The organism is Virgibacillus halotolerans (genome assembly GCF_016908515.1).
Classification (GTDB): Bacteria; Bacillota; Bacilli; order Bacillales; family Amphibacillaceae; genus Virgibacillus_M; species Virgibacillus_M halotolerans.
Map to the genome: position 1 here is coordinate 18,756 of NZ_JAFBEA010000003.1, position 14,817 is coordinate 33,572.

The window sequence follows — 14,817 nt, forward strand, 5'->3', positions numbered from 1 at the left end:
ACATAATAGATACAGTAATTTTATTATCATTAAGCAAATGCATGATGTATAAACATGTTATAATTATAGTGTGTAAGTAAAAAAACAAAATAAAAAAACAAAATAAATTTTACACTGATAGGGCGTTATCACTTTTATAGGAAACCAGTATAAGTGCAACCAAAGCGCATGGCTGAGGGTGGGCGATAGTCCAGGTTTTCTAATATAATTATGATATACAAAAGGATGAGATGGTATGAAGACTTCTAGGATCCCTGGTTTCTATAATAAAACAGTTGAAGAACGAAGAGCGCTATTAAATGAGGTACTTGACTTCTCAAATGGAGAAATAGCTGACTTGGCTGTAGAAGGGCCGTTATCCAACGATACTGCAGATAAAATGATTGAGAATGTAATCGGAACTTTTTCGCTTCCATTAGGGTTAGGATTGAATTTCCTTGTCAACGGGAAGGAATATGTAGTACCTATGGCTATTGAGGAGCCTTCCGTAGTTGCTTCAGCAAGTTATATTGCGAAAATCGTTAGAAGCGCCGGAGGATTTACTACAGAAGCGACGGATAGAGTGATGATCGGTCAAATACAGGTAGTCGGAAGTCCGGATATTCACGCTGCAAAAGATGCGCTATTAAATCAAAAGGAATCCTTGCTGAGAGCTGCCAATGATGCGTATCCCAGTTTAGTGAAAAGGGGCGGCGGTGCAGAAGATCTGGAAGTCAGGATCCTTAACGAAGCAGCTGATTCTAAATATGGTCAAATGCTCGTCCTTCATGTGTATGTAAATACGTGTGATGCAATGGGAGCGAATATCATTAACACAATGGTTGAATCATTAGCTCCTGTTGTGGAAGAACTAACAAAAGGGAAAGTGTATTTAAGAATATTGTCGAATTATGCAGATAAATGCTTAGCACGGGCACGTTGTGTGATACCACCGCATCTATTGGAATCAGATGGGTTTACTGGCGAAGCGGTTCGGGATGGCGTTATCCATGCATTTGAATTTGCAGCTTCTGATCCATATAGAGCTGTTACGCATAATAAAGGGATTATGAATGGGATCGATCCAATTGTCATTGCAACCGGCAATGACTGGAGAGCGGTCGAAGCTGGGGCGCATGCATATGCTGCACGTCATGGGAGTTACAGCTCGATGACAACGTGGTCCAAAGATAATGAAGGAAACCTTGTCGGTGAATTGGAATTACCGATGTCAGTAGGCACTGTCGGAGGTTCGATTCGTGTCCACCCAACAGCAAAGACTGTTCATCGTATTCTAGATGTAGAATCAGCGCAGGAATTGGCACAAGTTATTGTTGCGGTAGGCTTAGCTCAAAATCTTGGCGCATTAAAAGCATTGGTAACAGACGGTATTCAAAAAGGTCATATGGCCTTACATTCTCGCTCTGTTGCAATTGCAGCAGGGGCTACAGGGGAGATGGTTGATATCATAGCTCAACAATTAGTAGATAAAAAGGAAATCCGTGTCGGAAAAGCTAAAGAATTGGTGGAAGAGTATACAAAATGAGTGCAGAAAAAGTAACAACTTCAGAACAGACAGCTATTGGTATAGCTCATAGTAAATTAATTTTAATTGGAGAGCATGCAGTTGTACACGGACAGCCTGCAATTGCTATCCCATTTTCATTAGTCGGTGTTGAATCGGTCGTTGAATATGTTCCAGGATCGGTTAAACTAGATAGTACCTTTTACCATGGACCATTGGATCTCGCACCAGAATCATTGCACGGTATTGTAAACTGTATTGAAGAGACATTAAAATATCTTCAGATACCATGTCAAGATTTATTAATTCGAATTAAATCATCTATACCGCCTGGTAAGGGATTGGGATCCAGTGCATCAGTGGCTATTTCTGTGATCAGATCTTTATTTGCTTATTCGGATGAGGATTATACAGAAGAAGAATTATTAATGCTGGCAAATGTTGCGGAAACATTTGCACATGGGGCACCAAGTGGCATCGACACATTGACGATTACGTCACAGTGTCCTGTATGGTATGAAAAAAACCAATCGACAGATTTCATCAAATTAAATGATGACTTTCATTTCATTGTTGCAGACTCAGGTAGAGTTGGTGATACACGTTTGGCGGTTGAATCTGTTGCTAACTTGTTAAAAGCGGCTCCAGGGAAAATCCAAAGAAAACTAGATCGAATTGGGGAGCTCACCCACCAGGCAAAGCATGCACTGGAAAAGGCTGGCAAACATTTCCTTGGTCAAATGTTAAATGAAGCACAAAAGGAATTAGAAGCACTTGGCGTAAGCGATGCAGGTTTAAATAAACTCATTTATTTTGCTCGTCAGGAAGGTGCATTAGGTGCCAAATTAACAGGTGCTGGAAATGGTGGTTGCATTATCGCCCTTGCGCAAAACGAAGTTCACTCCAGACAACTTGCTGAAAAGCTACGAAAGTTTGGCGCACAAGCAGTATGGCCATTTGTTTTAAAAAAGCATGAGTAAACAAAAGTTCCATTCATTACTAGTGGTAGAATAGGGGAATTACGATGAGGGCTACAGCGAAAGCACATACAAACATTGCCTTAATTAAATATTGGGGAAAGCGTGATGAATCGTTAATCCTTCCAACAAACAATAGCCTATCTGTAACGTTGGATGGTTTTTATACAGAAACAACGGTAGCATTTAATGAAGCACTGAAACAGGATCAATTTACTTTAGATGGACAATCTATTTCAGGTGTGCAATATGATCGCGTAACAACATTTCTTGACTTGGTTCGCGATGTTGCAGGAAAAAAGAACTTATATGCAGCCGTCGATTCGGTTAATAAGGTCCCGACTGCTGCAGGGTTTGCATCTTCCGCCTCAGGGTTTGCCGCACTAGCAGCTGCATCGGCCCGGGCAATTGGCTTATCCCTTACAGATCAAGAGCTATCGCGTATTACACGTCAAGGGTCAGGATCTGCCTGCCGTTCGATTTATGGCGGCTTTGCTGAATGGGAAATGGGAAAGCGAGCAGATGGATCTGATTCTTATGCTGTTCCAATCGCGCCTGTTGATCACTGGGATATTCGCGTAGCTGCTGTTGTGTTAAATGCAACAAAGAAAAAGGTTTCGAGCCGTGAAGGCATGAAGCGGACAGTCGATACATCTCCATTCTTCGCTAGCTGGGTAGAAAGCAATCCTGTTGACCTAAACGGGATCAAGGCTGGTATTAAGCATCGCGATTTTGAAAAGGTTGGCGAAATTGCTGAAGCCAATTGTCTAAAAATGCATGCGACGACATTAGGTGCAAATCCTCCGTTTACGTATTTACAGGATACGACACTTACTGTCATGCAAGCTGTTCAAGCAATGAGAGCAAACGGTATTCCCGCATTTTTTACAATAGATGCAGGTCCGAATGTAAAGGTGCTTTATTTGCCGGAAAATGAAAGAACTGTCGAAAAAACACTCCGCGGGATACCTGGTGTAACAGATGTCATCTTAAGTAAATCAGGTCAGGGAGTAACCTATTTATAAAGGATGAAATGTTTTGCCTTATACATCAATGACCATAAAAGTACCAGGTAAATTAATGGTGGCTGGAGAATTTGCTGTACTAGTACCTTATCAGAATCTAGTTGTAATGGCGGTTGACCGGTTTGTTTACACAACTTGGCAGCCAAGTGATCAAAATCGGATAACATTTCAGGACTTTGACCTAAATGACCTTATATGGGATTATAAACGTGATAAAGTGAACATTCATTCAACTGATAAACGGGTGCATTTTGTTGAAAATGCAATGACAATCGCATTTCGTTATTTACAGGAAAATGGAATAACACCAAATCCGTTTGAACTATCCATAAAAAGTGAGCTTGATGATACATCAGGTATTAAGTATGGGTTAGGCTCGAGTGCTGCAGTCGTAACCTCTGTGATCACAGCTATTTTAAAAGGTCATTTGTCCGAAGCACCAACTGCGACTTTGATTTTTAAACTGGCAGCTATTACGCATGTAAATACACAAGGAAACGGATCAGGTGCTGATGTAGCAGCGTCTTCGTATGGCGGTATACTCCATTACTCCTCATTTCAAGCGGAATGGTTGAAGACTGCATTTGAAGAAGCAGAGACATTAACAGCACTATTGAAAGCGGATTGGACATATTTATCCATTAACCCCATTCAAATACCGGAAAATGTATACATATGTGTTGGATGGACGGGGAATCCGGCATCCACGGGTAAATTAGTTGATAGAATTTTGCACTTGAACAAAACAAATAGCATGCTTTTTGAGGAATTCCTCACGTCAAGTGAAGAAGCGGTCAAAAACATTTTAATGGGAATGGAATCAGAGAATATTCCCCTTCTTCTAGAAGGCGTCAAGCAAAATAGGCAGGCTTTAGCCAAAGTAGGTCGTCATGCAGATACACCAGTTGAAACACCCTTGTTAAGTACATTATGCGATCTTGCAGAGCAGTATGGTGGCGCAGGAAAACCATCAGGTGCTGGTGGAGGGGATTGTGGTATTGCATTCATGCCATCGAAGGAAAAAGCAGATGCCTTAATGGAAGCTTGGTCTAAGGCAGGAATCAAACCGTTAGACATTCAGCCCAATCCATTTGGAGCAAGTGCAAAAGAAGCGTAAAAAAAGTGGTGTATCTAAAGATACATCACTTTTTTTATGTATATATATGCATCTGGATGTCGAGTTGAGTCATTGTTTTCTTTTGGATAGAATAAAGCCAAGGGGGAATATTACAATGAAAAAGAACATTTCAATTATTGGCGTCCCAATGGATTTAGGGCAAAGCCGCCGCGGCGTGGACATGGGACCTAGCGCCATCCGATATGCTGGAGTTACTGAAACGCTTGAGCAATTAAAATTTACGATCAATGACTTAGGCGATATACCAATTACAAGACCAAATGAAACCGTTATCGATAAAGCAAGTAACTTAAAAAACCTGGATCAAATAACAGAAACTAATCAGCAACTAGCAAAAATGGTTGATCAGGAAATAGAGAAGGGTAATTTTCCTTTAATCCTAGGTGGTGATCACAGTATCGCGATTGGTAGCTTGGCTGGTATCTCCAAGTATTATGAGAATTTAGGTGTTATTTGGTATGATGCACATAGTGATATGAATTCAGGTGAGACGTCCCCTTCCGGAAATATTCACGGTATGCCGTTGGCGGTCAGTATGGGAATTGGCCATGAAAAGTTAACAAATATTTCGGATTATATGCCAAAAGTGAAACCGGAAAATATTGTATTGGTCGGTGCCCGCTCACTGGATCCGGGTGAAAAGGAGTTAATCCGTGAAAAGGGGATTAAAGTATTTACCATGCATGAGATCGATCGTTTAGGTATGCCAAAGGTGATGGAAGAAACAATTGCTTACTTAAACGAACGAACGGATGGTGTGCATCTTAGTCTAGATCTAGATGGGTTAGACCCATCAGAAGCACCTGGCGTTGGTACACCTGTACTTGGCGGAATGACCTATCGTGAAAGTCATTTAGCGATGGAGATGCTATTTGAATCCAGTCTGATTACATCCGCTGAGTTTGTTGAAGTCAACCCGATCCTTGATGATAAAAACAAAACAGCCACCGTAGCAGTCGCGTTAATGGGGTCGTTGTTTGGCGAGAAACTGAAATAGTATGGCATTAAAAAGACATAAAGCGTAACGCTTCATGTCTTTTTCGTTTGCAGTAAGAAAGTATAACTACTTTCTTACTGCCTTAGTTTTCTAATATCTATGGTTTAAGCATTTTTAGCGAGATGTTGATATTCGTTGATCAGTTTATCCAGCTTGGTGCTAGTGGAGACGACAATTTCAGAAGTTAATGGATGTGCATTACTTAAAGAAATCATTTCCTCACGACAAGCCTCGATTTTTTCTAATAATATTAATTTACCCACAAAATCGCCCTCCTATCTAGTATACTATAGTAAGAAATTACCCAAAAAATTGCAAAACTAAACCATGAATAAATTTGTTTAGTACATAATATGTGAACATTTAATGTATATTGTATTTTTTAAAATGAATAATGAAACCTTTTGCATTGGTATTCGTAATAAGAATACCCCGGGCGTTAGCGGAGGTACGTGTATGGATGAAATGATTCGAGAGAAAATAAAACAAGTAAAAAAGGGTGACCAATCTTCTTTCGAGGATATCGTCATCTACTTTCAGAATAGAATTTACCAGCATTGTTACCGCATGCTTGGTAATGCACATGAAGCTGAGGATGTTGCACAGGAAGCATTTATCCGTGCGTATACGAACATTGATTCATTTGACAACCGCAGAAAGTTTTCAACGTGGTTATATCGGATCGCGACGAATTTGACAATTGATCGGATCCGGAAACGTAAGCCGGATTATTTTCTGGATGCCGAAATGAAAGGAACAGATGGACTGGATATGTATACGCGTCTACCGAGTCAAGATCGTTCTCCTGGAGAAGAAGTGGAAGGTCTGGAGTTACAACGCTTTATACATCAGGAAATTGCTGAATTACCACCTAAGTACCGCAGTATTATCATGTTACGGTACTTGGAAGAATTTTCTTTAAAGGAAATTAGCGATATTTTGAATATCCCATTAGGAACGGTAAAAACGCGAATCCATCGCGGCAGAGAAGCATTAAGGAAGAAGCTTCGCCATGTGTAAAGGAGTGTGAGCGGCATGGATTGTAATAGGGAATATGCTCAATTGATGCACCAATATTTAGACGGAGACTTAAACCAGCGGGAAGAAGCAATACTTCGTTTACACTTGGAAGGGTGTGAAGTGTGTCAAAAACATTTCCATGAGTTGAAACGAACACTGACGTTTATCCAAAGTACCGAGCATATTTCGGTACCGGAAAGTCTTTCATCGAAGGTCATGCAAAATTTACCTACTGAAAAAAAACAGGTTAAGTATAAACGTTGGTTCAAAGCGCATCCTGTTTTGACCGCAGCAGCTATATTTTTTGTTCTTATGATTGGTAGTGTATTTTCATCATGGAGTCAGGACTCCCAGCTTGTTGTATCGAAGCAAGAGAACTTAGTCATTGAGGGCGATACTGTGATTGTGCCAGAGGGGATTACTGTGCCAGGTGATTTGCTTGTTAAAAATGGCGATTTAATGGTGAAAGGCACCATCGAGGGCGACGTAACGATTGTAAACGGAGAATTGCTGGAGGATGGTAATATGCTGGACGAGGAATCGTTCACGGCTTCTGTTGGTGAAGTAAACGGGGAATTCAATCATGTCGACCAATTTTTTGAATGGATATGGTACACATTTAAAAATTTATTCAAAGGAATCTTTACTTTTTAACAAGGAAAGAGCGTATAGAAATTTTTGCTAAAAAATGTTAACTATGGGGTTAGCCACGTCCAGCTCCAGCGCCTATCATCTCGAGATCTTAAGCAAGAACTCCCTGTGGCAAAGAAACGCCACTGTAATTTCTTGCTTAAGCTTGTCGGGGATGATCAAGGCGCTTGCGCTTTTGTTCCTGGAATAAAAGAAAACTCGAATATCAGTTGTACTGAATTCGGGTTTTCTTATGCCGATTTAAAAAACGCGGATATATAAACATATGTTTCTTGGCATAATATGTTATAATATATAGCACTACGGATATAAAGTAGACTTGGTTCAGATGGCGTTTTGACGCTATTTGTACTTAGTCGCACTTATTTCGAAGCATAGCGGTACTTATCACCGTTGCGAAGATAAAATTTATGCGCTAAAGGAAGTGTAATCATGCTTGATGGGGGAATTGATCTTTTACAAGTGCTAAGAATAGGCGTAGATATAGCTCTCGTCTGGTATGTATTATATAAATTAATTATGTTGATTAAGGGTACAAAGGCAATTCAGTTATTGAAAGGTATTGCCGTTGTCCTTGCCGTATGGGCATTTAGTATTTTATTTAATTTACAAACGGTTCAATGGTTAACCAACCAGGCTATTTCCTGGGGGGTCATTGTAATCATTATTTTATTCCAGCCGGAACTCAGAAGAGCACTGGAACAGATTGGACGGGGAAATATCTTCTCCAGAAGTGCAAGATCGGAAGAGGAAATAATCGAGAGTAGTATTGAAGCAATTATAGAATCATGTAAGTACATGGCAAAACGGCGTATCGGTGCACTTATATCCATTGAACGTGAAACTGGGATTGGTGAATACGCGGAAACAGGTATCCCAATTGGGGGTAACTTAACACACCAATTATTAACAAATATTTTCACGCCAAATACACCGCTTCATGACGGTGCTGTCATCATTAAGAATGAGGAAATTCTTGCCGCTGCGTGTTATCTGCCTTTGTCGGAAAGTCCTTTTATTTCAAAGGAGTTGGGAACAAGGCATAGAGCTGCAATGGGAATTAGTGAAGTAACAGATGCACTTACCATTGTTGTTTCAGAGGAAACGGGCAATATCTCCTGTGCAAAGAATGGAGAGCTACATAGAGAATTAGACGAGGGAAGCCTCCGGACCATTCTTCGGGAAAATTTATCAACTAATCTTAAGACCCCAGATAAGAAATCATGGAAATGGAGGGGGAAAAAGAATGGATAAATTATTTCGCAGTAAATGGTTTGTTCTCACTGTATCACTGGCTTTCGCCATAGCACTGTTTGTGTTTGTAAACGTAGAATCAGATAAAACTGATACTGAACCTTCTATCTTCCCGGGGAAGTCAGAGGAAATGCAAACATTGAGTGATGTTCCTGTAGGCATTCGCATTGATAACGAAAAGTACGTAGTGAGTGGTGTACCAGAGTTCGTTACAGTCTCATTTAAAGGTTCAACAGGCGTGCTGACTCCTACCATCAGACAGCGGAATTTCGATGTATTTGTTGACCTGGAAGGACTTGGCGAAGGAGAACATGAAGTGGAAGTGGAGTATGCCAATGTTCCAAAGGATCTATCTGCATTTATTGAACCAAAGACGGTTGAAGTAACGATTGAGGAAAAGGCAACAAAAGAATTCCCGGTCAATGTTGACTTTATTAATACAGAGAACATGGCCGCGGGTTATGAACTTGGTGATCATGAAGTCAACCCTGGAACAATAACGGTTACGAGTTCCAAGAGTGTGATTGAGCAAATCGGCGTCGTAAAAGTGTTTGTTGACGTAACGGACGTAAACGAAGCCATCAATAAGCGCGAGGTTCCAGTCAATGTTTATGATACGCAGGGAAATGAATTAAATGTAAACATAGAACCGGAGAATGTGTTAGTTTCGGCTGATGTGGACAATCCTAGTAAAACTGTATCTGTAAATGTGCCGACAAAAGGTGAGCTACCGGAAGGATATGAATTAACATCTATATCTGCTGACGTAGATGAAGTAGAAATTTTTGCGAAAAACAGCATCCTTGACGAGTTGAATGAAATATCCACCGAGGAAATTGATTTGTCAGAGATAAATAAATCAGGTGAAGTAGAAGCGAAATTGGATCTCCCTGAAGGAGTGAGCGTGCCAGACGGTGAAGAAGTAGGCGTTTCGTTTAAAGTAAAAAAAATTGAAGATAGCGGTGAAACTGAGGAAACTGGAAAAACCGAAGATAAAGAGCAAACCCAAGAGACGGGGAAAACCGAAGATAAAGAGCAATCTGAAGAAACCGAAGAAACCGCTGAAACCGCAGAAACAAGGGGAACCGCAACAATTAGCTTTGAGCAGGTACCTATAAAGGCTGAGAATCTGCCTGAGGATCAGGATATATCATTCATCGAACCAGGCGATTCTGCAATGGATATAACAGTGGACGGGGATGAGGCGGATATCGATCAATTGCGTGCGGAAGACTTTGAGATAGGAATTGATGTGGATTCTCTTGCTCCGGGTGAGCATACGGTTCCCGTCTCCATTAAAGGGCCAGATGATATCGATGTTAACGGTGAATTTGAAGAAGTTACGATTGGAATCAATTAAAGAGCAATGACTTGATTATCCTATTTTTCCTATTTATTTTTAAATAGGTCTGATGGATGTAAAGGAGAGGTATGAATGGGCAAGTATTTTGGAACAGATGGTGTAAGAGGGATAGCGAACAAGGAATTGACACCGGAGTTAGCATATAAATTAGGCCGCTTTGCTGGTTATGTTTTAACAAGGGATACGGATAAGCCAAAAGTATTAATAGGCCGGGATACACGTATTTCCGGTTATATGTTGGAAAGTGCTTTATTATCCGGACTATTATCAATAGGTGCAGAGGTCATGCGTCTTGGCGTTATTTCGACACCTGGTGTTGCTTATTTAACCACAGCAACCAGTTCACAGGCTGGTGTAATGATTTCAGCCTCTCATAATCCGGTAGAGGATAATGGTATTAAGTTTTTTGGCTCAGACGGTTTTAAACTAACCGATGAGCAGGAGAATGAGATTGAACAATTAATAGATGGTGATGATGATCACTTACCACGTCCGGTAGGTGCAGATGTAGGCATTGTTAATGACTACTTTGAGGGTGGTCAGAAGTATCTCTCCTTTTTAAAGGATACAGTAGATAATGATTTCGAAGGTATACAAGTTGCAATCGATTGTGCACATGGCTCTACATCTAGCCTGGCAACTCATTTATTTGCCGATTTAGAAGCGGAAATTAATTCTATGGGCTCATCGCCAAATGGTTTAAATATCAATGATGGTGTAGGTTCAACACATCCTGAAAGCTTACAGGCATTTGTATTAGAGAAGGAAGCAGATGTGGGGCTTGCATTCGATGGGGACGGAGATCGACTCATAGCTGTTGATGAGAAAGGCCATATCGTTGACGGAGATCAGATCCTCTTTATTTGCGCCAAATACTTAAATGAAAAAGGCTATCTTCGCCAAAACACAGTTGTATCCACCGTCATGAGCAATATTGGTTTTTATAAAGCACTTGAAGCACATGGCATGAGAAGTGATAAAACGGCGGTTGGTGATCGTTATGTGATGGAGGAAATGCGTCGGGGGAACTTTACGCTTGGTGGTGAGCAATCCGGCCATATTATTTTCCTCGATCACATTACAACAGGTGATGGTATGTTATCCGCACTTCAGCTCGTTAATGTCATGAAAGAAACGGGAAAGCCGTTGTCAGAACTAGCTGCGGAAATGACAATTTTCCCACAGGTATTGAAAAATATAAAAGTAATTGATAAAAATAAAGCATTGAACGATCCAAGGATTTTAGAAGCCGTTGAAGCAGTTGAGCGTGAATTAGGGGATCAGGGACGTGTACTTGTACGCCCATCGGGAACAGAACCTCTCGTTCGTGTCATGGTAGAAGCGCAAACCAAAGAATTGTGTGAGAAATATGTTGAACAGGTTGTAAAGGTAATCGATGATTTGTTAGGTATGAAGGAAGCGTAAAACGATAAAAGCTGTTCTCCACGATTGGAGAACAGCTTTTTATATTTATAAATCACTCAACTTTCGCACGAATATAATACGTTCAAAGAGTTTGGATGAGTTAAACTTAGAATAGTTCTAATAACTCCCTTGACAACCTTGTAAAATAAAGGGTTTTTACATAGAAGAGGTAAGCTGCGACATAAATTCTATGTTATATCTGTAGCGCTGATAATGAAAACAAGTTTCTTAGTCGGTCGCAGCCCGTATACACTCCGCTTTCCGCGGGCGGCTGTTGAGCCTCCTTGTGCTTACGCACGAGGTCACTGAAAAAGTTAAATATAGCACTATAATATGCGGATCTACCATCGCATCTTCGAATATACTTCGCTTTCCGCGGGCGAGTGTCGAGCCTCCTCGGACTACCGTCCTGCGGGGTCTCGCCGATCTCTTACTTCCCGCAGGAGTCTCCGTATATTCGAGACGCTAGATTAAGGTGAAAAGCAAGATTTTTAAAATCTACCATTTTTTCAGCGGCCTCCTTACGCACTGCGGGGTCTCACCGATGCCTTTTCGACGAACACGATGTTCTAGTGTCGGCATTGGTCACAGGACGTGACCGTTATTAGCCGACCTCCCGCTGGAGTCTTCGTATAGCCTTTGCCAATAAAAAGTACTGTAGTTGGATGAATGACCAAGTACCTTCCCGTGAATACATTATCAGTCGGGGTGAGAGACGGACGGTGACTCCAGCGGGAACAATGGTTTTCGGTGGGACGAGTAATCGCAGTCCCAGCACGTGTCCGAAGACCCCCGAGAGTGGGTATGAAGGTCGACTAAAACCGCCCTTTGCGGGCAACGTCGACATACCCCTTGCCGGGGCACCCGCGGAAAGCATCCGCCCGGATCGATCCCGGACGGCGAATAATACACTTCTTGGGAAATCAACATGCTCTTATGTCGCAGCTTATATAAATACGATAATAAAAAGCGACAAAATTAACGAAAAAGCTCTATCAAAAGTCAAGTTGAGTAAATCGAAAATCGTGTATCATACATCCCTATCACCGTTCTTCATGAATATGTTACGATAAAGAAAAAAGTAGATGGAGGAAATCCAATGATCACAACACTAATCGTTGATGATGATCCACATATCCGGGAATTACTACGGTTTTATTTACAAAGGGAAGGCTATAAAACCATCGAAGCGGTGGATGGAGAAGATGCATTACAACTTCTAGAGGAAGAACAAGCACATTTAGCTATTGTAGATATTATGATGCCAAATGTAGACGGATATCAGCTGTGTAAAGAGATTCGGGAATTATACGATATACCAATTCTTATGTTAACAGCAAAAGGAGAAATAATGGATAAAGAAAAAGCCTACCTTGCAGGAACAGATGATTATATTGTAAAGCCATTTGAACCAAAGGAAGTCTTATTTCGCATGAAGGCGCTACTGCGCAGGTTTCAAATGATTAATGAAGAACAGATCCATCTAGGAAACACGATTGTTAATCGGAAAAATTATGAGGTGGAAACCGATGGTAAAACGATTATCCTGCCATTAAAGGAATTCGAATTGCTTGCCCAACTAGCCAGCTATCCGGATCGTATATTTTCCCGTGAACAATTAATTGATCTCGTTTGGGGAAATGATTTCATCGGGAATGATCGTACTGTTGATGTACATATTAAGCGTTTGCGTGAGCGGTTCTCAACAGAACGCTTCCAATTCTCCATTCAAACAATTCGCGGGCTTGGATATAAATTAGTGATAGAGGAATAGAGCCGATTGTTACCTCTCGTTCATCAGCTGTTCATGAAACTGTTATATCCTTAAAGTAATAATGATACTTGAATTCGGAGGCAGGCAAACATGCGGACACTCTATGTAAGAATCATTGCTACAACGATGATGATAATGATCGCCAGTGCACTGATCGCATTTATTGGAACAAATATATATTATCAGCACTATTTAAAACCTGAAAATGATGAAAAGGTTACCCAGATTACCGAAAACATTGTAACCGTTTTTGAAAATAACAATTACCAGCGGGTTGCCCCTTATTTCAATTCCATGGCTGATCTGGGCTATAAGTTTTATCTAGTGGATCAAAAGGGAAACGAACAGACCTATGGGGAAGATTTTCGATTGCATAATCTTGCTCCTGAAAGTAAAGCAGCTGTTTTAAATGGGGAGACTTATCACGGGATTGCCGATTATCCGTGGCAGCTTTTTGTAACTGGTTTTTTTGATGATGAATTAAAAAATACAATTGGCGTGCCGATCGAGATAGATGGTGAAGTACAGGCACTGTTTGTACGTCCGAATACCCAGCAACAATTTGGAGAAATGCGCATTTTCCTTGCTGTATTATTAGTGTTGGCATTGGTATTTAGCTTTTTACTCGTACTAATTAGTACACGCTTTATTGTCAATCCCATCAAGAAATTAACAGACGCAACGAAGAAAATCGCAGCAGGCAACTACCATTTAAAATTAAAGGTAAACCGCCGGGATGAAATAGGCAGGCTGGCAAATGATTTTTCCAAAATGAGCGACAGCTTAGAACAAACAGAAGAAAAAAGACAAGAGTTCGTTTCCAGTGTTTCTCATGAGATTCAATCCCCATTAACATCGATTCAGGGTTTTTCACAAACATTAAGAGAAGAAAACTTATCAGAAGAAGAGCGGCACCATTATTTATCCATCATTGAAAAGGAAAGTAAGCGGCTCTCTGCTTTGAGTAAACAGTTATTAACATTGTCTTTTCTTGATAGCGAAGCAGATGCAGGCAATGTGGTGACTTTTGATTTGGCAGACCAATTGAAGGAAACGGTCTCCACGACGGAATGGCAATGGCGCGAGAAGGATATTGCTATTGAAATGGATATCGCTTCAGCAAACGTGGTAGGGGACCCGAGGCTATTGCAACAAGTCTGGATGAACCTGATAACAAATGCGATTCGTTATTCAGAACCTGGTGGTACAGTTACCATAAGTACTGCAGAAGAGAAGGATGATGTACAAGTAATGGTGAAAGATACCGGCATTGGAATTGATGAGCAGGATATCTCAAAGCTCTTCGATCGCTTTTATAAAGTAGACAAAGCCCGTACAAGGACAGAAAACAGCACTGGATTAGGATTAGCTATTGCGAAGAAAGTTATCGAACTGCATCGAGGAACAATTATGGTAGAAAGTGAAATTGGAGTAGGATCCCAATTTATTGTTAGTTTGCCAAAAAGTAACTCGTTTAGTGAAATGTAACTAAATGATATTTCAATACAGTTGTATCCATTATCGGACAGATATCTGTCGAAGCTAATCTTGATACCATTAGAAAAATTTCTTGGGAAAATAGGATAAATAAGGGAAACTTCTATTTCAACAGAAAGAAGTAAGCTATACTTAGGGGTATTAATTATAAAACAACAAAGACTTACATCCTGTTAAAAATACTGAGGAGGT

The 14,817-nt window shown here is 40.7% G+C and carries 13 protein-coding genes; 12 read left to right on the plus strand and 1 reads right to left on the minus strand.

Going from position 1 to position 14,817, the window contains the following annotated elements; translation table 11 throughout:
* Positions 1 to 235: 235 nt before the first annotated feature.
* The 5 genes from JOC34_RS08785 (at position 236) to rocF (ending at position 5,641) form a co-directional block, all read left to right on the plus strand.
* Positions 236 to 1,525, plus strand: a complete 1,290-nt coding sequence (locus JOC34_RS08785) for a hydroxymethylglutaryl-CoA reductase, degradative (RefSeq protein WP_205136394.1) — start codon at positions 236 to 238, stop codon at positions 1,523 to 1,525.
* Positions 1,522 to 2,484, plus strand: a complete 963-nt coding sequence (mvk, locus tag JOC34_RS08790) for a mevalonate kinase (RefSeq protein WP_205136395.1) — start codon at positions 1,522 to 1,524, stop codon at positions 2,482 to 2,484. Before JOC34_RS08785 ends, mvk begins: the two co-directional genes overlap by 4 nt.
* Before the next feature lie 44 nt (positions 2,485 to 2,528).
* Positions 2,529 to 3,506: a diphosphomevalonate decarboxylase gene (gene mvaD / locus JOC34_RS08795; RefSeq protein ID WP_205136396.1), complete on the plus strand. Its 978-nt coding sequence runs from the start codon at positions 2,529 to 2,531 to the stop codon at positions 3,504 to 3,506.
* A gap of 13 nt (positions 3,507 to 3,519) precedes the next feature.
* Positions 3,520 to 4,623 carry a phosphomevalonate kinase gene (locus JOC34_RS08800; RefSeq protein ID WP_239544224.1) on the plus strand — a complete coding sequence of 368 codons (1,104 nt, stop codon included), beginning with the start codon at positions 3,520 to 3,522 and terminating at the stop codon, positions 4,621 to 4,623.
* Positions 4,624 to 4,738: 115 nt separating this feature from the next.
* The gene (gene rocF, locus JOC34_RS08805) at positions 4,739 to 5,641 is read left to right on the plus strand and encodes an arginase (RefSeq protein WP_205136397.1); all 903 of its coding nucleotides are present in this window, start codon (positions 4,739 to 4,741) and stop codon (positions 5,639 to 5,641) included.
* Positions 5,642 to 5,745: 104 nt separating this feature from the next.
* On the opposite strand, the gene JOC34_RS08810 is transcribed toward rocF, so the two are convergent.
* Positions 5,746 to 5,904 (minus strand): Spo0E family sporulation regulatory protein-aspartic acid phosphatase, encoded by a 159-nt coding sequence (locus JOC34_RS08810; RefSeq protein ID WP_205136398.1) that lies wholly within the window; start codon positions 5,902 to 5,904, stop codon positions 5,746 to 5,748.
* Positions 5,905 to 6,097: 193 nt separating this feature from the next.
* On the opposite strand from JOC34_RS08810, the gene sigW reads away from it, so the two are divergent.
* From sigW to JOC34_RS08845, 7 genes are all read left to right on the plus strand, one after another.
* A complete protein-coding gene (gene sigW / locus JOC34_RS08815) occupies positions 6,098 to 6,661 on the plus strand; it encodes an RNA polymerase sigma factor SigW (RefSeq protein WP_205136399.1) in 564 nt (187 codons plus the stop codon).
* Between the two features lie 15 nt (positions 6,662 to 6,676).
* On the plus strand, positions 6,677 to 7,315 hold the full coding sequence (locus JOC34_RS08820) for a zf-HC2 domain-containing protein (protein ID WP_205136400.1): 639 nt from the start codon (positions 6,677 to 6,679) through the stop codon (positions 7,313 to 7,315).
* A 429-nt stretch (positions 7,316 to 7,744) separates the two neighbouring features.
* Positions 7,745 to 8,566 (plus strand): diadenylate cyclase CdaA, encoded by an 822-nt coding sequence (gene cdaA, locus JOC34_RS08825; protein ID WP_205136401.1) that lies wholly within the window; start codon positions 7,745 to 7,747, stop codon positions 8,564 to 8,566.
* The gene (locus tag JOC34_RS08830) at positions 8,559 to 9,926 is read left to right on the plus strand and encodes a CdaR family protein (RefSeq protein WP_205136402.1); all 1,368 of its coding nucleotides are present in this window, start codon (positions 8,559 to 8,561) and stop codon (positions 9,924 to 9,926) included. Before cdaA ends, JOC34_RS08830 begins: the two co-directional genes overlap by 8 nt.
* 75 nt (positions 9,927 to 10,001) lie before the next feature.
* Positions 10,002 to 11,354: a phosphoglucosamine mutase gene (glmM, locus tag JOC34_RS08835; RefSeq protein ID WP_205136403.1), complete on the plus strand. Its 1,353-nt coding sequence runs from the start codon at positions 10,002 to 10,004 to the stop codon at positions 11,352 to 11,354.
* Between the two features lie 1,099 nt (positions 11,355 to 12,453).
* Positions 12,454 to 13,128 carry a response regulator transcription factor gene (locus JOC34_RS08840; RefSeq protein WP_205136404.1) on the plus strand — a complete coding sequence of 225 codons (675 nt, stop codon included), beginning with the start codon at positions 12,454 to 12,456 and terminating at the stop codon, positions 13,126 to 13,128.
* Positions 13,129 to 13,218: 90 nt separating this feature from the next.
* On the plus strand, positions 13,219 to 14,616 hold the full coding sequence (locus tag JOC34_RS08845; RefSeq protein ID WP_205136405.1) for a sensor histidine kinase: 1,398 nt from the start codon (positions 13,219 to 13,221) through the stop codon (positions 14,614 to 14,616).
* Positions 14,617 to 14,817 lie beyond the last annotated feature (201 nt).